15 protein-coding genes and 1 pseudogene are annotated in these 23,365 nt (G+C 67.3%); 14 read left to right on the top strand and 2 right to left on the bottom strand.

Annotation, left to right across the window (positions count from 1 at the left end; all coding sequences use genetic code 11):
• Nucleotides 1–14: 14 nt before the first annotated feature.
• From gap to ACZK2R_RS18365, 8 genes and pseudogenes are all read left to right on the top strand, one after another.
• On the top strand, nucleotides 15–1,019 hold the full coding sequence (gene gap / locus ACZK2R_RS18400; RefSeq protein WP_032127866.1) for a type I glyceraldehyde-3-phosphate dehydrogenase: 1,005 nt from the start codon (nucleotides 15–17) through the stop codon (nucleotides 1,017–1,019).
• A 125-nt stretch (nucleotides 1,020–1,144) separates the two neighbouring features.
• Nucleotides 1,145–3,819: pseudogene (locus ACZK2R_RS18395) on the top strand (DUF2339 domain-containing protein).
• Nucleotides 3,816–5,192 carry a DUF3999 domain-containing protein gene (locus tag ACZK2R_RS18390; RefSeq protein WP_180837500.1) on the top strand — a complete coding sequence of 459 codons (1,377 nt, stop codon included), beginning with the start codon at nucleotides 3,816–3,818 and terminating at the stop codon, nucleotides 5,190–5,192. Before ACZK2R_RS18395 ends, ACZK2R_RS18390 begins: the two are co-directional and overlap by 4 nt.
• Nucleotides 5,193–5,947: 755 nt before the next feature.
• A complete protein-coding gene (locus ACZK2R_RS18385) occupies nucleotides 5,948–7,123 on the top strand; it encodes a phosphoglycerate kinase (protein ID WP_180838150.1) in 1,176 nt (391 codons plus the stop codon).
• The gene (locus ACZK2R_RS18380) at nucleotides 7,120–7,773 is read left to right on the top strand and encodes an HAD-IA family hydrolase (RefSeq protein ID WP_180838151.1); all 654 of its coding nucleotides are present in this window, start codon (nucleotides 7,120–7,122) and stop codon (nucleotides 7,771–7,773) included. Before ACZK2R_RS18385 ends, ACZK2R_RS18380 begins: the two co-directional genes overlap by 4 nt.
• A gap of 214 nt (nucleotides 7,774–7,987) precedes the next feature.
• Nucleotides 7,988–9,454 carry a pyruvate kinase gene (gene pyk / locus ACZK2R_RS18375; RefSeq protein ID WP_180838152.1) on the top strand — a complete coding sequence of 489 codons (1,467 nt, stop codon included), beginning with the start codon at nucleotides 7,988–7,990 and terminating at the stop codon, nucleotides 9,452–9,454.
• Nucleotides 9,455–9,650: 196 nt separating this feature from the next.
• Nucleotides 9,651–10,655, top strand: coding sequence for a class I fructose-bisphosphate aldolase (locus ACZK2R_RS18370; protein ID WP_010481439.1), 1,005 nt, complete (start codon nucleotides 9,651–9,653; stop codon nucleotides 10,653–10,655).
• 129 nt (nucleotides 10,656–10,784) lie between these two features.
• Nucleotides 10,785–11,933, top strand: coding sequence for an ABC transporter substrate-binding protein (locus ACZK2R_RS18365; protein ID WP_180838153.1), 1,149 nt, complete (start codon nucleotides 10,785–10,787; stop codon nucleotides 11,931–11,933).
• Between the two features lie 92 nt (nucleotides 11,934–12,025).
• On the opposite strand, the gene ACZK2R_RS18360 is transcribed toward ACZK2R_RS18365, so the two are convergent.
• Nucleotides 12,026–12,625, bottom strand: a complete 600-nt coding sequence (locus ACZK2R_RS18360) for an O-acetyl-ADP-ribose deacetylase (RefSeq protein ID WP_032127873.1) — start codon at nucleotides 12,623–12,625, stop codon at nucleotides 12,026–12,028.
• 275 nt (nucleotides 12,626–12,900) lie between these two features.
• On the bottom strand, nucleotides 12,901–13,860 hold the full coding sequence (gene cysK, locus ACZK2R_RS18355) for a cysteine synthase A (protein ID WP_032127874.1): 960 nt from the start codon (nucleotides 13,858–13,860) through the stop codon (nucleotides 12,901–12,903).
• A 209-nt stretch (nucleotides 13,861–14,069) separates the two neighbouring features.
• On the opposite strand from cysK, the gene ACZK2R_RS18350 reads away from it, so the two are divergent.
• The 6 genes from ACZK2R_RS18350 to ACZK2R_RS18325 all read left to right on the top strand — a co-directional run bounded on the left by ACZK2R_RS18350 (nucleotide 14,070) and on the right by ACZK2R_RS18325 (nucleotide 23,270).
• On the top strand, nucleotides 14,070–15,053 hold the full coding sequence (locus ACZK2R_RS18350) for a LysR family transcriptional regulator (protein ID WP_043403003.1): 984 nt from the start codon (nucleotides 14,070–14,072) through the stop codon (nucleotides 15,051–15,053).
• 612 nt (nucleotides 15,054–15,665) lie between these two features.
• Nucleotides 15,666–16,097, top strand: a complete 432-nt coding sequence (locus ACZK2R_RS18345) for a DUF2946 domain-containing protein (RefSeq protein WP_180838154.1) — start codon at nucleotides 15,666–15,668, stop codon at nucleotides 16,095–16,097.
• Between the two features lie 72 nt (nucleotides 16,098–16,169).
• Nucleotides 16,170–18,233 (top strand): TonB-dependent copper receptor, encoded by a 2,064-nt coding sequence (locus ACZK2R_RS18340; RefSeq protein WP_180838155.1) that lies wholly within the window; start codon nucleotides 16,170–16,172, stop codon nucleotides 18,231–18,233.
• A 276-nt stretch (nucleotides 18,234–18,509) separates the two neighbouring features.
• Nucleotides 18,510–19,616 carry an efflux RND transporter periplasmic adaptor subunit gene (locus ACZK2R_RS18335; protein WP_253144035.1) on the top strand — a complete coding sequence of 369 codons (1,107 nt, stop codon included), beginning with the start codon at nucleotides 18,510–18,512 and terminating at the stop codon, nucleotides 19,614–19,616.
• The gene (locus ACZK2R_RS18330; protein ID WP_049425136.1) at nucleotides 19,613–22,738 is read left to right on the top strand and encodes an efflux RND transporter permease subunit; all 3,126 of its coding nucleotides are present in this window, start codon (nucleotides 19,613–19,615) and stop codon (nucleotides 22,736–22,738) included. The genes ACZK2R_RS18335 and ACZK2R_RS18330 overlap by 4 nt, the downstream gene beginning before the upstream one ends.
• Nucleotides 22,731–23,270, top strand: a complete 540-nt coding sequence (locus tag ACZK2R_RS18325; RefSeq protein ID WP_180838157.1) for a GNAT family N-acetyltransferase — start codon at nucleotides 22,731–22,733, stop codon at nucleotides 23,268–23,270. Before ACZK2R_RS18330 ends, ACZK2R_RS18325 begins: the two co-directional genes overlap by 8 nt.
• Nucleotides 23,271–23,365 lie beyond the last annotated feature (95 nt).

Raw genomic sequence — 23,365 nt, 5'->3', positions numbered from 1 at the left:
AGGAGCTTGAGAACATGGCAATCAAGGTTGGTATCAACGGTTTCGGTCGCATCGGGCGTAACGTCCTGCGCTCGGCGGTGCTGAACTTCGGCGACGACATCGAAATCGTGGCCATCAACGATCTGCTGGAGCCGGACTATCTGGCGTACATGCTCAAGTACGACTCCGTGCATGGCCGTTTCAAGGCTGACGTGGCGGTGCAGGGCAACGACCTGCTGGTCAACGGCAAGAAGATCCGCCTGACCCAGGAACGCGACCCGGCCAACCTGAAGTGGAACGAAGTGGACGTGGACGTGGTGATCGAATCCACCGGCCTGTTCCTGACCAAGGAAACCGCGCAGAAGCACATCGATGCCGGCGCCAAGAAGGTCATCATGTCGGCCCCGTCGAAGGACGACACGCCGATGTTCGTCTACGGCGTGAACGACAAGACCTACGCCGGCCAGGCAATCGTCTCCAACGCGTCGTGCACCACCAACTGCCTGGCCCCGCTGGCCAAGGTCATCAACGACAAGTGGGGCATCAAGCGTGGCCTGATGACCACCGTGCATGCGGCTACCGCTACCCAGAAGACCGTCGATGGCCCGTCCAACAAGGATTGGCGTGGTGGCCGCGGCATCCTGGAGAACATCATTCCGTCGTCCACCGGTGCGGCCAAGGCCGTCGGCGTGGTCATCCCGGAACTGAACAAGAAGCTGACCGGCATGAGCTTCCGTGTCCCGACCTCGGACGTGTCGGTGGTCGACCTGACCGTCGAGCTGGAAAAGGAAGCCACCTACGCCGAGATCTGCGCGGAAGTGAAGGCACAGAGCGAAGGCCCGCTGAAGGGCATCCTGGGCTACACCGAAGACAAGGTCGTGGCCACCGATTTCCGCGGCGAGACCTGCACCTCGGTGTTCGACGCCGAAGCCGGCATCGCCCTGGACGGCACCTTCGTCAAGCTGGTCACCTGGTACGACAACGAGTGGGGCTACTCGAACAAGTGCCTGGAAATGGCCAAGGTCGTCGCCGCCAAGTAAGGCCGGCCAAGATCGCGCACGGACCCCGGCCTGGCCGGGGTTCGTCGTTTATGGGGCCAGCCCTGTCGTAGCATGGGGCGGTCGACCGCTGCCGCTGGGGCGCGGGATTGCAATGGAAGCATGCAATGGAAGCATTGATAGCCCTGGTGGTACTGGTTCTGCTGGCCATCCCGCTGCTGCTGGTGGTGGCGCTGGTGATGATTGCCGGCCTGCGCCGCCGAGTGGCCGCGCTGGAAGGTGCCTTGGCCGCCGCGCCGGCCGCCCGCCCGGCTGCAGCCGAGCCTGCGCCGGAACGGGCTGCGCCCATGCCTGCGGCTGGCGCCGATCCGCCGTTCCTGCGGCCGGTGGCGGCTGCCGCGCCGCCTCCCCCCAGCCAATGCCGCCGCCGGTGCACGAACCGGTGCCTGCGGCAGTGGAGGCGCCGCGCCCGGTCGCACCACCGCCGGTGCCACCCGTGCCAGTGCAGCCGCCGTTGCCTTCCGAACCGACGCTGCCGAACTTCATCGAGCGCGGCATCGGAGCGGTCAAGCGCTGGTTCACCGAGGGCAACGTGCCGGTCAAGATCGGCATGCTGGTGCTGCTGGCCGGTGTTGCCGCGCTGTTGAAGTACGTCAGTGACCAGGGCTGGCTGGTGCTGCCGATCGAGCTGCGCCTGGCCGGTGTCACCGTGGGTGCGCTGGGCCTGCTGGCGTTCGGTTGGCATCAGCGCGAGCGCCGGCGCTTGTTCGCACTGGCGCTGCAGGGCGGTGCCATCGGCGTGCTGCTGCTGACCATCTTCGCCGCATTCAAGCGGTTCGAGTTGCTCAACCCCGGGTTTGCCTTCGCCAGTTCGATCGCGCTGGTGGCCGGGCTGTGCGTGCTGGCGGTGGTGCAGAACTCGCGCACGCTGGCGGTGCTGGGCATCCTCGCAGGCTTCATGGCACCGCTGTGGCTGTCCACCGGCAGCGGCAACCACGTGGGGTTGTTCAGCTACTACGCGGTGCTCAACGCCGGCATCTTCGCCATTGCCTGGTTCCGGCCGTGGCGCGCGCTGAACCTGCTGGGCTTCGCCTTCACCTTCGGTATCGGTACGTTCTGGGGCGTGCTGCAGTACGCGCCGGACAAGTTCAGCAGCACCGAGCCGTTCCTGCTGCTGTTCTTCGCCTTCTACCTGCTGATCCCGCTGCTGTACGCACGCCGGCAGCCCGCCGGGCGGCGTGACCTGGTCGACGGCAGCCTGGTGTTCGGTACGCCCTTGGTCGCCTTCTCGCTGCAGGCCGGCATGCTGCACGAGCAGCCGATGACGCTGGCGCTGTGCGCACTGGGCCTGGCGGCGATCTACGCCGTACTGGCGCGGGCACTGATTGCGCGCGCGTCGTACACCGTGCTGGCGCAGTCGCATGCGGTGTTGGCGGTGGGCTTCGCCACGCTGGCGGTGCCATTGGCCTTGTCGGCGCGTGCCACCGGCGCGGTGTTCGCGCTGGAAGGTGCAGGCCTGGCCTGGCTGGGCCTGCGCCAGAAGCGCTGGCTGCCGCAGGTGTCCGGTGCGTTGTTGCAGATGGGCGCGGCGTTCGCTTTCGTGGCCGGTGGCGATCACTGGCATGAGGACCTGCGCTTCCTGCTCAACCCGACCGCGATCGGTGCATTGCTGCTGGCCGTTGCCGGCTTCGCGTCGGCCTGGAGCTACCAGCGCAGGCAGCGCCACGAGATTGCCCTGGTCTACTACCTGTGGGGCCTGCTGTGGTGGCTGGGTGGTCTGGTGCACGAGATCACCCGGTTCTTCCCGTACCGCACCGAAGTGGATGCACTGCTGGTGCTGGCTGCCGTTACCGCATGGCTGGCCGCCGAAGTACAGCGGCGCCAGCCGGCGCGTGCGCTGGGGCTGACCGCACTCGCGATGCTGGCGCTGGGCTTCCCACTGGCGCTGATACAGAGCGACGCGCACCATCAGCCGTTCGCCGGCTACGGCGCGCTGGCCTGGGCGGTGTTCGCGGTGCTGGGCGTGCGCACGCTGCTGTGCCTGCGCCAAGGCGGCAATGCCGTGGCACGCATCGCGCAGTTCCTGTGGTGGCTGCTGTGGCCGTCGCTGCTTTCGCTGCTGGCCCTGTGGGGCGGTGGTGAAGCCGGGCTGGCACAGGGCTGGACCACGTTGCTGGTGACGCTGCCGTGGCTGCTGATGGCGGCGCTGTCGCTGTGGCGCTGGAATGCGCTGCGCTGGCCGCTGGGTGCAGCGTTCGACCGCGTGCGCCAGCCGCTGCAGTGCGTGCTGTTCGGCCTGTTGTCGATCGGCTGGCTGTCCGGCCAGCTGCTGCCGGGCGATGCTGCGCCGCTGCTGTGGCTGCCGGTGCTGAATCCGGCGGAGATCGGGCAGTGGCTGAGCCTGCTGCTGCTGGCGCGTTGGCTGTACAGCGATCAGGCGCCGCAGGCGCTGCTGGGTATCCGCATGCCGCTGCTGTCACTGGCAACCTTCGTCGCGTTGACCAGCGTTGTGCTGCATGGCGTGCATCAGTGGGGCGGCCTGTCCTGGAACGCGTCGATGATGCGCTTCAGCCTGGCGCAGACCAGCCTGACCGTGCTGTGGAGCGTGCTCGGCGTGATTGCCTGGGTGTGGGGCTCGCGCCGTGGCCAGCGCGTGTTGTGGATGGTGGGTGCCGTGCTGATGGGCGTGGTGCTGGCCAAGCTGGTCATCGTCGATCGCCAGCACCTGGGCAACCTGCTGGGCATCGCATCGTTCATCGCCTACGGCCTGCTGTGCACGGTCGTGGGTTATCTGGCACCGGCACCGCCGAGCGCGGCGCCGACCGTGGAGGAAAAACAATGAAGACGTGGAGCAGGGCGCTGCTGCCGGCGATGTTCGGCATGCTGGCCGCCGTCACCGCACAGGCCGCCGATTACCGTACCCAGTACGCCGAGCAGTGGCCGCTGACGTTGTCCAGCGCACAATCGGGTGCCTACCGTGTCGTGCTGGAACCGGCGATCTACCGTCGCGCCGGTAGTGCGGACCTGGGCGATGTGCAGGTGTTCAATGCCGCCGGCCAATCGTTGCCGTCGGCATTGCTGGCGCCGGACCAGCCGCTGGCACAGCCGCCGGTGCAGCGTGAGCTGCCGTGGTTCGCGTTGCCGCCGCTGGCCGAAGCGCAGCGCAACGACCTGCAGTTGCTGACCGAGCGCGATACCGATGGCCGCGTACGCCGGGTCGAGGCGCGCGTGAGTGGTGGTGCGGTAGCGAACGGGCAGAGCGGTTGGCTGATCGATGCCAGCGTGCTCGGCCAGCAACCATTGGCGGCACTGGTGCTGGATTGGGCGGACAGTGGCCAGCCGTTGCAGGCACAGGTGCAGCTGGACGTCAGCGACGACCTGCAGCACTGGCGTGCGATTGGCCGCGACATTCCGCTGGTGGATCTGCAGCGCGCCGGCAAGCGCCTGCTGCAGCGCCGTCTGCAGGTGGATGGTGAAGCGCGCTATCTGCGCGTGCTGGCGCAGGGTGATGCCCGTCTGCCAACGCTGCGCAGCGTACTGGCCGAGTTGCCGCCGGCACCGGCCACACTGCCGTGGGAGTGGCTGTCGCTGGAACCGACCTCGAAGCGCAAGGGCGAATACACCTTCGAGATGGATGGCCGCTTCCCGGCGGCGCGTGCTGACGTGGCCAGCACCGACAACAGCCTGGTGCAGTGGACATTGTTCAGCCGCGATGACGAGAGCGCGGAATGGCAGCGCCGTAGTGCACCGTGGATTGCCTATCAGCTGCAGCAGGGCGCGCAGGGCCAGCGTCAGCAATCGGCTGCGCAGCCGCTGGGCGGTGTGCATCGGGATCGTTACTGGAAGCTGGTAGCGAATCCGGCTGAAACGGCGACGGCTCCAACCCTGCGTCTGGGTTATCAGCCGGAAGTGTTGGTGTTCCTGAGCCAGGGCGCGGCGCCGTATGCGCTGGCGGTGGGCAGCTCGACTGCGCGCCGGATGGAGGCGCCGATCGGTGTGCTGATCGAGGAACTGCGGCAGCGCAATGACCCCTCCTGGCAGCCGACGCTGGCGCGCCTGGAAGGCAGCCCGGAGCCGCTGGCCGGTGAGTCGGCACTGAAGCCGCAGCACGACTGGAAGTCGTGGCTGCTGTGGGCGTTGCTGGGGCTGGGTGTGTTGGTTGTTGGCGGCCTGGCGGTCAGTCTGCTTCGGCAGAAGCCGGCGCCTTCGGCGTAGGTTCCGGCGAACGGCGCAGCCCTCGTGGGTGGATTGGTCGTGTAAAGCAAAAGCAGAAGCCGCGCTTGGCCGGGCGGGTGGGCTGGGCAGGGGACGCCGTGAATCCGTCCCTGGAGGCTTAGCCGCGCCATCCATGGCGCGGATACCCCTGCCCAGCCCACCCGCCCGGCCTCTGACAATTTCCGGGTGCGTCCACCCACGGAAGAAAAAAGAAGAGCAAAAGCAAAAGCAACTTGGCTGCGCGCTCTTTGTAGAGCCGAGCCCACGCTCGGCTGCTGTTCGCGGAGACGGCCATCGGGGTCAGATCCGTTTTCCGCAGGAGAACGGATCTGACCTCTTCGTTCTTCATCCGACACCACACACTGCTTGTGCCTTTGCCATCCGCATCACCTCATGAACCTGTCGAGGCCGGGGTAGTGTGGGCTGGCAGGGGTGTCAGCCGCATGGGCCCGAGGCATGCCTCGGGCGGGTTGGGCAGGACGCCCAACCCCGGTCTTGCCGTGTGCGCAGGACAGCGCACACGAGCAAGCGGCTGCCAAGCCTCCAGGGACGGATCCACGGCGTCCCCTGCCAGCCCACACTACCCCGGCCCAGCCCCAGCATCACGAAGCGCCAGCGCTTTGGCCGTTGCCGTTGCTGTTGCCGTTGCCGTGCGCCTCTGCCTGCCGCAGGCATCGGCCCTCCCACCACCCGCACCCGATACAATGGCCGTCTGCCGTAGCCCGGCATCCCGTCCCTGAGCCAAAGAGTTGCCCATGTCCATCGTCCGCATGACCGACCTCGACCTCTCCGGCAAGCGCGTGCTGATCCGCCAGGATCTGAACGTGCCGATCGAGAATGGCCGCATCACCTCCGAACAGCGCATCATCGCTTCGCTGCCGACGCTCAAGCGCGCGCTGGAGCAGGGCGCGGCGGTGATGGTCACCTCGCACCTGGGGCGCCCGAAGGAAGGCGTGTGGAGCGAAGCCGATTCGCTGGCGCCGGTGGCCCAGCGCCTGTCCGAGCTGCTCGGTCGCGAGGTTCCGCTGGTGCGCGACTGGGTCGACGGTGTCGACGTGCAGCCGGGCCAGCTGGTGCTGCTGGAAAACTGCCGCATGAACGTCGGCGAGGGCAAGGACGATGAAGCCCTGTCGAAGAAGTACGCCGCCCTGTGCGATGTGTTCGTGATGGATGCCTTCGGCACCGCGCACCGTGCGCAGGCTTCGACCCATGGCGTCATCCGCTTCGCCCCGGTCGCGGCCGGTGGCCCGCTGCTGATGGCCGAGCTGGACGCGCTGGCGCAGGCGCTGGATGCACCGGCCAAGCCGCTGCTGGCCATCGTCGCCGGCAGCAAGGTCAGCACCAAGCTGGAACTGCTGGCCAACCTGGTCGGCAAGGTCGATCAGCTGATCGTCGGTGGTGGCATCGCCAATACCTTCATCGCTGCCGCCGGCTACAACGTCGGCAAGTCGCTGTACGAGCCGGACCTGCTGGACACCGCGAAGAAGATCGTGGCCGATGCCAAGGCGCGTGGCGCCGATATCCCGCTGCCGGTGGACGTGGTCACCGCCAAGCAGTTCATGCCGGACGCGGTTGCCGAAGTGAAGGCGGTCGACGCCGTTGCCGAAGACGACCTGATCCTGGACATCGGCCCGCAGACCGCGGCGCAGTACGCGCAGCTGATCGGGAAGGCCGGTACCGTGGTCTGGAACGGTCCGGTCGGTGTGTTCGAATTCGAGGCCTTCAGCAAGGGCACCGAAGCGCTGGCCCATGCCATCGCCAGTTCGCCGGCGTTCTCCATCGCCGGTGGCGGCGACACCCTGGCCGCGGTCGACAAGTTCGATATCGCCCAGCAGGTCAGCTACATCTCCACCGGTGGCGGTGCGTTCCTGGAGTTCCTGGAAGGCAAGACCCTGCCGGCGGTGGCCGCACTCGACGCGCGCGGCGCATGAATGCCGACTGCAGCAAGGATGTCCTGTTCTTCGACCTCGACGGCACGCTGATCGATTCGCAGGTGGGTATCACCGCCTGCATCGCCTATGCGCTGCAGAAGATGGACCATCCGGTGCCACCGCAGGAGACCCTGCTGGGCTGGATCGGTCCGTCGCTGCGCACCACCTTCGCGCCGCTGTTCGGTGAACCGGCGCGGGTGGAACAGGCGGTGGGCTACTACCGTGAGCGCTTCGACGTCGAGGGCTGGCGCGAGCACACGGTGTACCCGCAGGTGGAAGACACCCTTCGCACGCTGCATGGTCGTGGCCATCGCCTGGCGGTGGTCACTGCGAAGAACGAGCCGCACGCGCGCCGCATCCTTGCCCACCTGCCGTTCGGTGGGCTGTTCGAGGAGATCGTCGGTTCAACCCTCGATGGCTCGCGTAGCCACAAGCCGGAACTGGTCGGCGAAGCGCTGCGCCGGTTGCAGGTGCAGCCGGCGCACTGCTGGATGATCGGCGACCGCCGCATGGACATCGAAGGCGCGCGTCACCACGGCCTGCGCAGCGTCGGTGTGTTGTGGGGCTTTGGCGGTGAGGCCGAACTCACCGAAGCCGGCGCCGGGCAGCTGGCCCGTGAGCCGGCGCAGCTGGAAACGCTGCTGGCGTGATGCGCCGTTGATCGGTAACGCCGGGCCATGCCCGGCGGCTTAACCCAGCACCCGCCGGGCATGGCCCGGCGCTACCACCACCCTGCGCCAGCGTATGTCCGGGTGATGTCCGTTCCATGACCCGCGAAGTCAGGCCGCACAAGGCTGTAACCGTATACATGCGGCGTGAAGGATGTGCTAATTTCCGTTCTTTATCGGGAGAGGCCCATTCACCATGTTCGAGCGTCAGCGTCGCACCAAGATCCTTGCCACCCTCGGTCCGGCCACTGATCCGCCGGGCGTGCTGGAGGATCTGTTCCGCGCCGGCGTCAACGTGGTGCGCCTGAACTTCAGCCATGGCGATCCCTCCGGCCAGGCCAAGCGTGCTGCCGAAGTGCGCGCTGCCGCGGCCCGCGTGGGCGTGGAAGTGGGCATCCTGGCCGACCTGCCGGGCCCGAAGATCCGCATCGAGCGCTTCGCCGAAGGCAAGGTACAGCTGAAGGCGGGCAACCGCTTCGACCTGATCGCAAGCACCAGCACCGGCCCGGGTGACGCCACCCAGGTGGGCGTGAGCTACCTCGGCCTGCCGCAGGACGTGGGTCCGGGCGATGTGCTGCTGCTCGACGACGGCCTGATGCAGCTGCAGGTGGTGGAAGTGCAGGGCGAACGCATCATCAACACCGTACTGAACGACGGTGTGCTGTCCGACCGCAAGGGCCTGAACAAGCAGGGCGGCGGCCTGTCGCTGGGCGCGCTGACCGAGCGCGACAAGGAACTGATCGGCATCGTCGCCAAGATCGGTGTCGACTTCATCGCCGTGTCGTTCTGCCGCAATGCGCAGGACATGAACGACGCGCGTGAGATCGCCCGCTCGCACGGCTGCGATGCCGCGCTGGTGTCGAAGATCGAGCGCACCGAGGCGATCGAGAACCTGGAAGAAATCGTCGAGGCCAGCGACGTGGTGATGGTGGCCCGTGGCGACCTTGGCGTGGAAATCGGCGATGCCGAACTGCCGGGCCTGCAGAAGAAGATCATCAAGGCCTCGCTGGCGCAGAACAAGGTGGTGATCACCGCCACGCAGATGCTGCAGTCGATGGTCGAAAGCCCGATCCCGACCCGTGCCGAAGTGCTGGACGTGGCCAACTCGGTCATCGATGGCACGGACGCGGTGATGCTGTCGGCCGAGACCGCTGCCGGTGCCTGGCCGGTCAAGGCGGTGGAAGCGATGGCGCGCATCTGCCTGGGTGCAGAGCGCCAGTTCCAGACCGAGACCGACTTCAACGCCTCGCCGCGCAACCTGGAACGTGCCGACCAGGCCATTGCCATGGCCACCATGTTCCTGTCGCAGCACGTGGGCGTGCGCGCGATCGTGGCGATGACCGAATCCGGTGGCACCGCCCGCTACCTGTCGCGTTTCCGCGCCAAGGCGCCGGTGTTCGCGGTCACCCGCCACGACGGTGCACGCCGCCAGATGGCGCTGATGCGCGATGTCTACCCGATCAACTTCGACAGCCGTGGCCTGACCCCGCGTGAAGCCGCACGCGGCAGCATCCGCCTGCTGGTGGAAGCCGAACTGCTGCAGGCCGGTGACCGCGTCGTTTTCACCAGCGGTGAGCACATGGAAACCCTGGGCGCGACCAACACCCTGCGCCTGCTGGAAGTGGGCGAAGACGGCCGCGCCAGCGGCCTGGGCGATCTGTAAACCCAGGCGGCCCTGGGTCGGAGCCGCTGCGCGGGTCCGACCCGGGGTCAGATCCCTGAAGGGGTCGTGACCCGGCGCAACAGGACATCGTCTGTCCGGTGCGGACATTGGAATCGTTTCCAGACTGCCCTGCACGTCGGTGCAACGGGCGGCGGGGCTATACTTACGTTTTTCCCGCACCCGCCACAGGAAGTACATGAGCATCGAACAGCTGGCTGAAACCGCCCAGGCCATGGTTGCCCCGGGCAAGGGCATCATCGCGATCGACGAATCCACCGCTACCATCGCCAAGCGTTTCGCTGGCGTCGGTATCGAGAACACCGAGGAGAACCGTCGTGCCTACCGCGAACTGCTGCTGACCACGCCGAAGCTCAACGAGCACATTTCCGGCGCCATCCTGTTTGACGAAACCATCCGTCAGTCGACCAAGGACGGCGTGCCGTTCGCCAAGTACATGGCCGACCACGGCATGATTCCGGGCATCAAGGTGGACAAGGGTGCGCACCCGCTGGCCGGCTGCCCGGGCGAGCTGGTGACCGAAGGCCTGGACGGCCTGCGCGAGCGCCTGCAGGAGTATTACAAGCTGGGTGCGCGCTTCGCCAAGTGGCGTGCGGTGATCAACATCGGCGAAAGCATTCCGTCGGGCACCTGCATCGAGTCCAACGCCCACGCGCTGGCCCGCTATGCCGCCCTGTGCCAGGAATGTGGCCTGGTGCCGATGGTCGAGCCGGAAGTGATCATGGACGGCGACCACGACATCGAGACCTGCTACGAAGTCACCGAAGCCACCCTGCGTTCGCTGTTCGATGCCCTGTACCAGCAGAACGTGCTGCTGGAAGGCACCATCCTGAAGGCCTCGATGGTCATCTCCGGCAAGGGCTGCGATGAGCAGGCCGACGTCGAGGAAGTGGCCGAGTCGACCGTGATGTGCCTGAAGAGCACCGTGCCGGCCATCCTGCCGGGCGTGGTGTTCCTGTCCGGTGGCCAGAGCGACGAGCAGTCCACCGAGCATCTGAACGCGATGAACCAGCTGGGCAACCTGCCGTGGCCGCTGAGCTTCTCCTACGGCCGCGCCATGCAGCAGGCCGCGCTGAAGCTGTGGGCCAAGGACATGAAGGGCAACTACGCTGCCGCCCAGAAGACCGTGTACGAGCGCGCCAAGGACAACGGCCTGGCCGCGCTGGGCAAGTGGAACGGTTGATCCGTCCCATCGCAGGATGAACAGGGCAACGCCGGCATCACGCCGGCGTTTGCTTTTGCGGGTATCTTTTCCGCCCCCATGCACCGGGCCGGTGTGCGGGACATACATGGAAGGCCAAGGAGAAAAAACATGCGTTTGGCAGTAATCACACTGGCCGTCGCCACGGTCCTGATCGCCGGCGGTTGCAACCGCATCGGTGGCGGTAGTGACGCAGGCAAGGCCGCGTCGCTCGATTTCGACAAGCCGGTGTCCGGCGAGATCACCTCGCGCAGCGGCATCAACTTCAACGACGGTAGCCATCACCAGCTGTACCAGATCAAGCTGGAAGACAGGGAACTGGTCGGCCTGAAGCTCACCGGCGCACTGACCGGTTCGATCGCCGTGTTCAACAACGGCAGCCTGGTGTCCACCAGCAATACCGGTTACGAACGCGAAGGCGATGTCTCGCTGGCATTCCGTGCCAACGGTGGCGGCACCTACCAGGTGGCGGTCAACGCCAACGGTCCGAGCGCCTTTGGTCCGTACCGCCTGCGCGCCGAGAAGCTGAAGCCGTACGACGGCAAGCCGCTGGTGGGCAGTGGTGAGATCGTCGATATGCTGGCCAGCAACTCGCAGGACTACACGCTGCAGGTGGAGAAGGCGGGCCTGTACGAGATCCGCCTGGTCTCGGATGTCTTCGATCCGGTGCTGAAGCTGTCCGGCCAGGGCGTGGATGCCGAGAACGATGATGGCGGCGACAGCACCAACTCGCGCCTGAACCTCTCGCTGAAGCCGGGCAAGTACACCCTGACTGCACGCGGCCTCGGCGACGGCGTCAATGGCATGTTCACCCTGTCGGCCACCCGCATTGAACTGCCAGGCAACCTGGTGGATCGCGATGGCACGGCACTGCCGAAGTCGGGCAGCGCGTACACCATGCTCGATAACGAAGGCCGCCGCCGCTTCCTGCTGACCCTGGATCGTCCGGCCGACGTGCGCCTGGACGCGATTTCCAGCCAGGTCGATACCGTGCTGCGCGTGGTCGGCGGCGACGTCGAGCTGACCGACGACGACGGTGGCAATGGCACCAATGCACGCCTGGAAGAGACGCTGCCGGCCGGTCACTACACCGTCGACGTGTCCAGCCTGAACAACGGTGCGGGCCTGGTGGAAGTGCGCGTGCAGGTCGAAGGTGCCAGCGCCGACGGTGCTGCCGCCTCGGCCGCACGCGCCGCTGCGGATGCAGCTGCTGCCGTGGCCGATGACGCCGCTGCTGCGGTGGAAGCAGCCAGCCGTTGAGGTGATCCACACGTAGCGTGGAATGACCTCAAGGTCGCAACGGGAAAGGCCGGGCAATGCCCGGCCTTTCCTTTTACCGGAAGCGCTGGGGTTCAGTGCGCAGCGGCGAAGCCCGCATCACCCAGAGGCGGCAGCATCGATCCACGCGGTTCGTTGTCCGTGCTTTGTCCCGCGGCGCTCAATGCCTGCTGGTAGGCCTTCGCCGTAGCAGTATTGAACGCCACCAGCACGATGCGCATCGGCTGTGCATGGCTGCGCTGCCACGCCAGTGTTTCCGTCACTGCGATCTGCGCGGCCTGGTACAGCGGATAGCCATACACACCGCAGCTGATCGCCGGGAAGGCGATCGACTTCACGCCCAGCGACTCGGCCAACTGCAGCGATTTCCAGTAGCAGTTGGCCAGCAATGCCGGTTCGTCGCGCTGGCCGTCGTGCCAGACCGGGCCCACCGTGTGCAGTACATGCCGCGCAGGCAATGCGTAAGCGTCGGTGGCGCGCACTTCACCGGTCGGGCAACGCACGCCCGGACGCAGTTCCGGCAACTGCTCGCACTCGGCCAGCAATGCCGGCCCGGCCGCGCGATGGATCGCGCCGTCGACGCCGCCGCCGCCGAGCAGTGTTTCATTGGCCGCGTTGACGATCGCATCCACCGCCAGGGTCGTGATATCGCCCTGCCAAACTTCGATCTTCATGCGTCCGTCTCCTGCCTGTGAGGTGTTCCGCGCAGCATCTGCGCCGGCTGTTCCCACGGTAGGGGACAGGGCATCGATACTGCGTCATGACCGTCTCACGCGCTGCGATCCGACGGCCTTCACGCACGATGGCGGGCGACGCCTTCACGCAGGCTGAAGCAGAAAGGGCTCAGAGCCTTTTTCCGCACGGAAAAGGCTCTGACCCCTGCGATCCATGGTTCTGGCGAACCGGGTCAGAGCCCTTTCCCTGCAGGAAAGGGATCCGACCCGATGCATCACGGCAGGCCGGCCAGCCAGTCGTCGTCGGAACCCTCATTCACATCGGCGAACAGCGGTGTGGAGAAATAGCGCTCGCCGGTATCGGGCAGCATTGCCAGGATCACCGAGCCCGGTTCAGCGCGGGCGGCCACGTCCAGCGCGCTGGCCACGGTGGCGCCGGCGGAGATGCCGACGAAGATGCCTTCCTCCGCAGCCAGGCGACGCGCGGTGGCGATCGCGCGGTCATCTTCGACCGAGACCAGTTCGTCCACCACATCGCGGTTGAGCACGTCCGGCACGAAGTCCGGGGTCCAGCCCTGGATCTTGTGCGGCTTCCAGTCATCGCCCTTCAGCAGCGCGGCACCGGCCGGTTCGGTGGCGATGATGCGGGTCTGCGGGCGCGCGACCTTCAGCACTTCGCCCACGCCGGTAAGCGTGCCGCCAGTGCCCCAGCCGCTGACGAAGTAGTCCAGCCGCTTGCCGGCGAAGTCGCGCAGGATCTCGGCGGCGGTGGTGTTGCGGTGGTAGGCCGGGTTGGCCGGGTTGGCGAACTGGCTGGCCAGGAACCAGCCGTGCTGCTCGGCCAGCTCGGCCGCCTTGCGCACCATGCCGCTGCCGCGCTCGGCGGCCGGGGTCAGGATCACCTTGGCACCGTAAGCGCGCATCAGCTTGCGGCGCTCCACCGAGAAGGTCTCGACCATGGTGGCCACGAACTTGTAGCCGCGCGCGGCGGCGACCATCGCCAGTGCCACGCCAGTGTTGCCTGAAGTGGCTTCGACAATGGTGTCGCCCGGCTTGAGCAGGCCGCGTGCCTCGGCGTCGAGGATGATCGCCAGCGCCAGACGGTCCTTCACTGAACCGCCCGGGTTGAACGACTCGACCTTGGCGTAGACGCTGACCTGCGCGGGCGCCAGGCGCTGCAGCCTGACGATGGGGGTGTTGCCGACGGTATCGAGGATGGAGTCGTACAGGGCCATGGAAGCGCTCCGGAAGAAACGGGGCCGCGCCGGGCTTCGGCGGGCGAAGGGGAGGGCTGGCTGTTCAGGCCAGCGGCTGCCGGCTGACCGTAGCGCCGGCATATGACGCCCGGAAATGACCAGATACCTTTCTTAAACAACCTTTGGTTATAAGCTGGTGACGGCAATTGACCCTAGAGTGGACCTCCGCCCCACGCCGCCTGCCTCCCATGACGCTGACCCAGCTGCGCTACCTGGTTGCCATCGCCGACGCCGAGCTGAACATCACGCTGGCCGCCTCGCGCGTGCACGCCACCCAGCCCGGCCTGTCCAAGCAGCTCAAGCAGCTGGAGGACGAGCTGGGTTTCCTGTTGTTCGTGCGCAAGGGCCGCAGCCTGGAGTCGGTCACCCCGGCCGGCACCGAGGTCATCGCCCGCGCTCGTGCGGTGCTGGCCGAGGCCAACAACATCCGCACCTACGCGGCCAACCAGCGCCGCGAGAGCCAGGGCCAGCTGATCCTGACCACCACCCACACCCAGGCGCGCTTCGTGCTGCCGCCGGCGGTGGCAGCGATCAAGCAGGCCTATCCCCAGGTGAGCGTGCATCTGCAGCAGGCCGGTGAAGCCGACGCGCTGGACCGCCTGAACCAGGGGGATGCCGATATTGCGATCATCAGCACCGCTGGCGGTGAGCCCACTGATGGCATCGCGGTGCCGCTGTTCCGCTGGCGACGTCTGGTGGTGGTACCCAAGGGCCACCCGCTGGACCGCGCCGGCCGCGCCCCAGACCTGGCCGCGCTGGCCCGGCAGCCATTGATCAGCTACGAATCCTCGACCCGGCCGAATTCCTCGTTGCAGCGCGCCTTCGCTGCGAACGGCTTGGTGCCGGATCTGGCGCTGACCGCGCTCGATGCCGACCTGATCAAGACCTACGTGCGTACCGGTCTGGGCGTGGGCCTGCTGGCGGAGATGGCGGTCAGTTCCAACGACGAAGACCTGAGGTCGTGGCCGGCCCCGGAGCCGATCACTGAGTGCATTGCCTGGGCGGTGCTGCCTCGCGATCGCGTGCTGCGTGATTACGCGCTGGAGCTGGTGCACGTGCTGGCACCGCAGATCGATCCGCGTGATCTGCGCAGGGTGCTGGATGGCAACCAGGCGGCGGCGTGGCCGGTGCCACCGACGTGGGAGTCACTGACCCAGACCATCACGGTGTGAGGTGGGTCGAGCAGGGCTTGCAGCCCTGCACCCGCGGTAGTGCCGGCCGCTGGCCGGCAACCTCAGAAGCAACATCAACATCAAATGCGGGTTTCCTGTGGGATGGCGGGGCGGTGTGGGCAGGCAGGACACGCCGTAAACCCATCCATGGGGGCTCGATGGCGCCATCCATGGCGCCAACGGTCCTGCCTGCCCACACCGCCCCACCTCTGACAGATTCCGGCGGCTGTTGGTAGGTGTCGACCTTGGTCGACACGGTAGATCCACGCCATGCGTGGATGCATTTCGATTCCAATTCGAAATATTCGATTCCGATGGAGATTCATCCACGCATGGCGTGGATCTACTGCAGATCGCAGAAATCTGTCGAAGGCGGGGTGGGTCCGGTTGCGGGGGCGTGAGCGCCATGGATGGCGCGACCGAGCCTCCATGGACGGATTTACGGCGTCCCCCGCAACTGGACCCACCCCGCCATCCCTCAGGAAACCAGCTTCTGCTGTTGCTTCGGCACCTGCCGTGGCCTCTGCGGGTGCAGGGCGCAGCCCTGCCGAAAACCCCTCCTGCGACGGTTCGTCGCACGGGCAACCCTGGACCCGGCTCTACACTAGCGGGGTGACCCGCCTGTCCCGCCCGCAGCGCCTCCTGCTCCAGCTCGCCGTCCTGGCGACGCTGTTGATGGTGCTTGCGCCGCTGGTCAGCCGCGCGCTGCAGGCGCAGCCGATGGAGCATGCCGCGATGGCAGGCATGGACCACGCCGCCATGGGCCATGACATGCACGGCATGGCCATGGCCGGGCACGATCAGCACGGCGCCGCGCCGGCCGCGCCCAGCCGCCCGCCCGACCCCCACGCCATGCACGGCGAAGCCTGCGAATACTGTGTGCTGGCCATGCGCCTGCTGCCGTGGCTGGCGGTGCTGGTGCTGCTGTTGCCGCTGCTGTGGCGGCCGCGGCTGGTGTTCCCGTGGTCGCAGCAGGTGCTGCCGGCGCTGCGTTGGCCGGCGCATGCCGCGCGCGGGCCGCCGCGCCTCTCCTTCGTCCGCTGATATCCCTATCGAATCTGCCGCACGACGCCTGACCGGGCGCCGTGCGCGCGTGCGTACTTTGGAGCTGTTCCGATGAAAATGACTTCCCGCCCCGCGGGCGCCTGCGCGCGCCTGCCGGTTGCCCTTGGCCTGGCCGTGGCCGCGTCACTGGCCCACGCTGCGCCTGCCGAAGAGGCACGTACCCTCGACACGATGGTGGTCACCGCCGCCGCACCGTCGTCCCCGCTGCACTGGGTGACCGACCCGCGCCTGCCGCGGCAGCCGGTGCCGGCCAGCGACGGTGCCGATTACCTGAAGACCGTCCCCGGCTTCTCCGCCATCCGCAACGGCGGCACCAACGGCGACCCGGTGCTGCGCGGCATGTTCGGTTCGCGCCTGAACATCCTCAGCAACGATGGCAACCTGATCGGTGCCTGCCCGTCGCGCATGGACAATCCGCTGTCCTACATCGCGCCGGAGAGCTTCGACCGGCTGACCATCATCAAGGGCCCGCAGAGCGTGCGCTGGGGGGCGGGCGCGTCGGCCGGCACCGTGCGTTTCGAGCGCGATACGCCGCGCTTCGAGGAGCCGGGCCTGCGTGCCGATGCCAGTGCGCTGGTCGGTTCGCGCAACCGCAACGACCAGGTGCTGGACCTGACCCTGGGCAACCCGACCGGCTACGTACGCGCCAGCGGCAACCGTTCCGAAGCCGATGACTACAAGGACGGCCACGGTGACGTGGTGCCGTCGAAGTGGCGCAAGTGGAACGGCGACGTGGCCATCGGCTGGACGCCGGATGCCGACACGCTGCTGGAAATTTCCGCCGGTGCCGGTGATGCGATCGCGCGTTACGCGGGCCGTGGCATGGACGGTGCCGCGTTCGAACGCACCAGCTACGCGGCGCGTTTCGAGAAGCGCAACCTGCCGGGGGCATGGGACACGTTGCAGGCCAACGTGTACTACAACAACGCCGACCATGTGATGGACAACTACACGCTGCGCACGCCGAACCCGCACAGCATGATGCCGATGCCGATGGCGTCGAACGTGGATCGCCGTACCCAGGGCGGCCGGGTCAGTTCCGAGTGGCGCTGGCAGGATGTGCAGCTGGTGGCGGGTATGGATGGCGAAGACAGCCGCCATCGTGGCCGCATGGGCATGGGCCGCGACACCTACCGCCAGGCCGCCTGGGAAACCGATGCCAACTTCCGCCGCTATGGCGTGTTCACCGAGTTGACCCTCGGCGCCGGCACCGACCAGCGCTGGATCAGCGGCCTGCGCATCGATCGCGCGAGCGTCCGCGATGAGCGGCAGTCGGTGCGCGGGATGATGGGCAACCGGCCGAACCCGACCGCTGGCCTGCAGCGCAAGGAATGGCTTGGCAGCGGCTTCCTGCGCTACGAGCAGGACCTGGCCGATGGCCTGACCTGGTACGCCGGCCTCGGCCACAGTGAACGCATGCCCGACTACTGGGAGCTGTTCTCGCCCAACCACGGCCCGGCCGGTGCGGTGAACGCGTTCACCGGCGTGCAGCCCGAGCGCACCGCCCAGCTTGATGTGGGCATGCAATACAAGGGGCCCCGTGTGCAGGCGTGGGTGTCGGCGTACGCCGGGCAGATCCAGGACTACATCCTGTTCACCTACCACGGCAGCGGCATGATGGGCATGAGCCAGGCCCGCAACGTCGATGCCCGCATTGCCGGTGCCGAGGCGGGCCTGGAAGTGAGCGTGGCCGAGCAGTGGAAGCTGGGCGGCACGCTGGCCTATGCCTGGGGCGAGAACCGCGACCAGCATCGCCCGCTGCCGCAGATGCCACCACTGGAAGCACGCCTGAGCGCGAACTGGGAAGGCCAGCGCTGGAGTGCCGGTGCGCTGCTGCGCGCGGTGACCCACCAGCATCGTGTCGCAAATGGCCAAGGCAATGTGGTCGCGCAGGACCTGGGGCCGAGTGCCGGCTTCGCCACCTTCGCGCTCAACGCTGCTTACCGCTTCAGTTCGCAGCTGCAGCTCAGCGCGGGCGTCGACAACCTGTTCGACCGTGCCTACAGCGAGCACCTGAATCTGGCCGGCAGCGCCGACTTCGGTTTTCCGGCTGACCCGGTGCGCATCAACGAGCCGGGCCGCAGCCTGTGGATGAAGGTGAACTACCGGTACTGATCCGCCGGGTGTAAAAAAAAACCGGGGCCGGATCCCCGCCAGGATCCGCCCCCGCCCGACGCCCTCTGCCGGGCAGCTTCGACTCTACGATGGCAACGCCTGCGGTGCACGGCTGGATACACCTCGACACATGCCGACACCGCTGCGGTCAGCCTTGCACGGAACGGGTTCACGGCGCTATCGCGACGCCGGTTCCACGCCAGTAAACGCTTGGCACATATCGCTTCTGTGGGCGCTTGCCTACACTCGGCGGCCGTGGATCACTCAGGACCGTTCATGTTGGCTCGCATCGCTTCGACCCTGGCCCTTGGCCTCAGCCTGGCCGTGCTGGCCGGGTGCGCGGGCAAACAGGAGGCCGCCGCCCGTCGGCAGGGAGAAGCGGTGCCGGTCACCGCGCAGGTCGTGCAGTCCACGCAGTGGAACGACACGCTGCAGGCACTGGGTACGGCCAAGGCGCGCGAATCGATCAGCGTCACCGCCAAGGTCAGCGAGATCGTCGAGAAGGTGCACTTCGAAAGCGGCCAGCATGTTGCCGCCGGTGCGCCGATCGTGACCCTGCGCGGGCAGGCCCAGGAGGCCGCGCTGGTGCAGGCGCAGGCCACCTTCCATGAGGCCGACCAGCTGTACAAGCGCCAGCGCGAGCTGGCCACGCAGCGGCTGGTGTCCAGCGCCACGCTGGATACGCAGAAGTCGATCCGCGATGCCGCCGAGGCGCGTGTGGCGCAGATGCAGTCGGACATCGGTGACCGCCGCGTGCGTGCACCGTTCGCCGGTGTGCTCGGCATCCGCCAGGTCAGCCCGGGCACGTTGCTGACGCCGACCACGGTGATCGCCACGCTCGACGACATCGAACACATGCACATCGATTTCCAGGTGCCGGAAGTGGAACTGGCCGCGCTCGGCGTCGGTGACAAGGTCAGTGCCACCAGCGTGGCGTGGCCAGGCCGTACCTTCGAGGGCGTGGTCAGCACCGTCGACGCACGCATCGATCCGGCTACCCGTGCGGTGACCGTACGGGCCGACTTCGCCAACGGCGACCATGCCCTGCGCCCGGGCATGCTGCTGGACGTGCGCCTGTTCCACCCCGAGCGCCCGGCGCTGGTGATTCCGGAAATCGCCGTGGTGCAGGTCGGTCGCGATACCTTCGTGTACCGCATCACCGCCGACGACAGCGTCGAGCGCGTGGATGTGGTCACCGGCGCGCGCCGTGCCGGCGTGGTCGAGATCAGGCAGGGCCTGGAAGCGGGCCAGCGCATCGTGGTCGATGGCACCGGCAAGCTGCGCCCGGGCCTGAAGGTCGCGGCCAAGGACGCGGCACCGGTCACGGGTGCGAAGCCGGCTGATGCACCGGCGCCGGTCGCGGCCGAGGGCCACGGCGGATGAAGCTGTCCGACATCTCCATCCAGCGGCCGGTGTTCGCCGTGGTGATGAGCCTGTTGCTGCTGGTGCTGGGCGTGATGTCCTTCACCCGCCTGACCCTGCGCGAACTGCCCGCCATCGATCCGCCGATCGTGTCGGTATCAGTGGATTACACCGGCGCTTCGGCCGCGGTCATCGAAAGCCGCATCACCCAGGTACTGGAAGATGCGCTGGCCGGCATCGAAGGCATCGATACGATCAACGCGCGCAGCACCAACGGCCGCTCGCAGGTCAGCATCGAGTTCACCTCCAACCGCGATATCGAAGCGGCGGCCAACGATGTGCGCGATGCGGTCAGCCGCGTCGCCGACCGCATGCCGGAAGAGGCGCGGCCGCCGGAAATCGCCAAGGTCGAGAGCGATGCCGACCCGATCATCTGGTTCAACATGGTCTCCTCGACCATGGACACGCTGGAGCTGAGCGACTACGCCGACCGCTACGTGGTCGATCGTTTCTCCAGCCTCGACGGCGTGGCCCAGGTCCGCATCGGCGGCCGCCAGCGCTATGCGATGCGGATCTGGCTGGACCGTGACCAGCTGGCGGCGCGCGGACTGACCACCGGCGACGTGGAAACCGCGCTGCGCAACGAGAACGTGGAACTGCCGGCCGGCCGCATCGAGTCGACCGACCGCGATTTCACCCTGCGCGTGGAGCGCAACTACATCAAGCCCGAAGACTTCGCGACCATCCCGCTGGGCAAGGGTCGTGACGGTTACGTGGTGCGCATGGGCGATGTGGCGAAGATCGAGCTGGCCTCGGCCGAGCGCCGCGCGTACTACCGCAGCAACGGCGAGCCGGGCATCGGCCTGGGCATCGTCAAGACCTCCACCGCCAACTCGCTGGACGTGGCGCGTACTGCGCGCGCTGAAGCCGAACGGGTCGCGCTGACCCTGCCCAAGGGCACGCAGATCTTCGTTGCCTTCGACAACACCACCTTCATCGAAGCCGCAGTGGACCGCGTCTACGCCACGCTGGTGGAGGCGATGATCCTGGTGCTGGCAGTGATCTGGCTGTTCCTCGGCAGTTTCCGTGCTGCACTGATTCCGGCAGTAACGGTGCCGGTGTGCCTGGTCGCCGCCTTCATCGCGCTGTATGCGTTCGACTTCTCGATCAACCTGCTGACCCTGCTTGCCCTGGTGTTGTGCATCGGCCTGGTGGTGGACGATGCGATCGTGGTGGTGGAGAACGTGCAGCGCCGCATCGATCTGGGTGAACCGCCGTTGGTGGCGTCCAAACGCGGTACCGCGCAGGTGGCGTTCGCAGTGATCGCCACCACGGCCGTGCTGGTGGCGGTGTTCCTGCCGGTGGGTTTCCTGGAGGGCAACACGGGACGGCTGTTCCGCGAACTGGCAGTGGCGCTGGCCGCAGCAGTGGCGTTGTCCGCGTTCGTGGCGCTGACGCTGACGCCGATGATGGCCTCCAAGCTGCTCAAGCCGCATACCGGGCAGGCGCCGCGTGGCCTGCATGGTTTCATCAACCGCAACCTGGAGCGCCTGGCCGGGGCCTATGGGCGGGTGCTCGACCACCACGTGGACCGCACCTGGATCTACCTGCTGGTGATGGTGGCCGCACTGGCCGCCAGCTGGGGCCTGCTCAAGCTGCTGCCGTCGGAACTGGCGCCGGCCGAAGACCGCGGTTCGTTCCAGATCATGATCGATGGCCCGGAAGGCGCCGGCTACGACTACACCGTGCAGCAGGTGCAGCAGGTGGAATCGATGCTGGCACCGCATGTTGGCCCGGACAAACCGATCGTGCGCGCCAATCCACGCGTGCCCGGTGGTTGGGGTGCCAGCGAGGAAATGCACACCGGCCGCGTCAGCATCTTCCTGCAGCCGTGGCGCCAGCGCAGCGAAGGCACGCCGGAAGTGGCCAACGAACTGCAGAAGGAACTGGACACCATCCGCGGCGTGCGCGTGCGTACGCAGGTGGGCGGTGGCCTGGTGCGCAGCGGCGGGCAGCCGTTCCAGATCGTGCTGGGCGGCCCGGAATATGCCGAGATCGCGCAGTGGCGCGACCGCATCCTGCTGCGCATGGCCGACAACCCCGGCCTGGTCGGTCCGGACTCGGATTACAAGGAAACGCGGCCGCAGATGCGGGTCAACATCGACCGCCAGCGTGCGGCCGACCTCGGCGTGCCGGTCACCGCGATCGGTTCGGCACTGGAAACCATGATGGGCTCGCGCCGCGTCACCACCTTCGTCGACAACGGCGAAGAGTACGACGTGCTGGTCCAGGCCGGTCGCGATGGCCGTGCCAGCCCGGCCGACCTGGCCGCCATCCGCGTGCGCGCGACGTCCGGCGAACTGGTGCCGCTGTCCAACCTGGTCACGCTGAGTGAGGTGGCCGAGGCCGGCACCCTGAACCGCTTCAACCGCCTGCGCTCGATCACCATCAACGCGGGCCTGGCGCCGGGCTATCCGCTGGGCGAGGCGATTGCCTGGGCGCAGCAGGTCACGCGCGAAGAGCTGCCGCAGTACGCGCAGGTGAACTGGAAGGGCGAATCGCGCGAATACCAGAGTGCCGGCGGCGCGGTGCTGCTGACCTTCGCCATGGCGCTGCTGGTGGTGTACCTGGTGCTGGCCGCACAGTTCGAGAGCTTCATCCACCCGCTCACCATCATGCTGACCGTGCCGCTGGGCGTGCTCGGCGCGCTGGTCGGGTTGTGGGTGAGTGGCGGTACCGTGAACCTGTTCAGCCAGATCGGCATCGTCATGCTGGTCGGCCTGGCCGCGAAGAACGGCATCCTCATTGTTGAATTCGCCAACCAGCTGCGTGACGACGGAAGAACCGTGCGCGAGGCGATCATCGAATCGGCGATGGTGCGCCTGCGCCCGATCCTGATGACCTCGATCGCCACCGTGGTCGGTGCGATTCCGCTGGTGGTGGCCGGTGGCCCCGGTTCGGCCAGCCGTGGCACCATCGGCATCGTGATCATCTTCGGTGTGACCCTCTCGACGTTCCTGTCGCTGTTCGTGGTGCCGGCGTTCTACGCGCGGCTGGCGCCCTACACCCGCTCGCCGGAAGCGGTGAAGCGCGAGCTGGAGAAGCAGGAGGCGGAGTCGCCGTCGGTGGGTGGTCATGCCTGATCCGACCACCGTGCTGCGAGGCGACGGCTTCCAACTGCGCCCCTGGCGCCCGGATGATCTGGAATCGCTGCTGCGCCATGCCAACGACGCCGAGGTATCGCGGGGCCTGCGTGATCGTTTCCCGTACCCGTACACGCGCGAGGATGGCGAGGCCTTCCTCGCCGGTCGCGTGCTGGCCCCCGGCACCCTGAACCTGGCCATCGAGATCGACGGCCAGGCCTGCGGCAGCGTCGGGGCCCAGCAGGGCAGTGCCGAGCGCGGGCACATGGCGGAACTGGGCTACTGGCTGGGCCAGGCGTACTGGGGCCAGGGGCTGATGACCCGGGTGGTCGGACTGTTCGCACCCTGGGTGATGGACGAGCTGTGCCTGTTCAGGCTGCAGGCCGGGGTGGTCGATTTCAACCTCGGCTCGGCCCGGGTGCTGGAAAAGAACGGCTTCCAGGAAGAAGGCGTGGACCGCTGCGCGGTCTACAAGCGCGGCGTGCTGCACGACCTGCGCCGCTTCGCCCGGGTGCGCACGCAGCTGCCCTGAACACGCGGACCGGCCGCGGTAGAGCCGAGGCCGTGCCCGGCCGCCGTCATCACCACCCCGAGCATGGGCTCGGCTCTACAACACAGCGCTACCGC

It is taken from the genome of Stenotrophomonas sp. 96582_Sma (assembly GCF_056480905.1).
Note: the sequence above shows the minus strand (reverse complement) of the source record. Positions and strands in the feature narration are given on the sequence as shown.

Excerpts from the sequence above, each read along its gene's own strand:
- gap (WP_032127866.1), top strand. The coding sequence starts at position 15 with ATGGCAATCAAGGTTGGTATCAACGGTTTCGGTCGCATCGGGCGTAAC.
- ACZK2R_RS18390 (WP_180837500.1), top strand. The coding sequence starts at position 3,816 with ATGAAGACGTGGAGCAGGGCGCTGCTGCCGGCGATGTTCGGCATGCTG.
- ACZK2R_RS18385 (WP_180838150.1), top strand. The coding sequence starts at position 5,948 with ATGTCCATCGTCCGCATGACCGACCTCGACCTCTCCGGCAAGCGCGTG.
- ACZK2R_RS18380 (WP_180838151.1), top strand. The coding sequence starts at position 7,120 with ATGAATGCCGACTGCAGCAAGGATGTCCTGTTCTTCGACCTCGACGGC.
- pyk (WP_180838152.1), top strand. The coding sequence starts at position 7,988 with ATGTTCGAGCGTCAGCGTCGCACCAAGATCCTTGCCACCCTCGGTCCG.
- ACZK2R_RS18370 (WP_010481439.1), top strand. The coding sequence starts at position 9,651 with ATGAGCATCGAACAGCTGGCTGAAACCGCCCAGGCCATGGTTGCCCCG.
- ACZK2R_RS18365 (WP_180838153.1), top strand. The coding sequence starts at position 10,785 with ATGCGTTTGGCAGTAATCACACTGGCCGTCGCCACGGTCCTGATCGCC.
- ACZK2R_RS18360 (WP_032127873.1), bottom strand. The coding sequence starts at position 12,625 with ATGAAGATCGAAGTTTGGCAGGGCGATATCACGACCCTGGCGGTGGAT.
- cysK (WP_032127874.1), bottom strand. The coding sequence starts at position 13,860 with ATGGCCCTGTACGACTCCATCCTCGATACCGTCGGCAACACCCCCATC.
- ACZK2R_RS18350 (WP_043403003.1), top strand. The coding sequence starts at position 14,070 with ATGACGCTGACCCAGCTGCGCTACCTGGTTGCCATCGCCGACGCCGAG.
- ACZK2R_RS18340 (WP_180838155.1), top strand. The coding sequence starts at position 16,170 with ATGAAAATGACTTCCCGCCCCGCGGGCGCCTGCGCGCGCCTGCCGGTT.
- ACZK2R_RS18335 (WP_253144035.1), top strand. The coding sequence starts at position 18,510 with ATGTTGGCTCGCATCGCTTCGACCCTGGCCCTTGGCCTCAGCCTGGCC.
- ACZK2R_RS18330 (WP_049425136.1), top strand. The coding sequence starts at position 19,613 with ATGAAGCTGTCCGACATCTCCATCCAGCGGCCGGTGTTCGCCGTGGTG.
- ACZK2R_RS18325 (WP_180838157.1), top strand. The coding sequence starts at position 22,731 with ATGCCTGATCCGACCACCGTGCTGCGAGGCGACGGCTTCCAACTGCGC.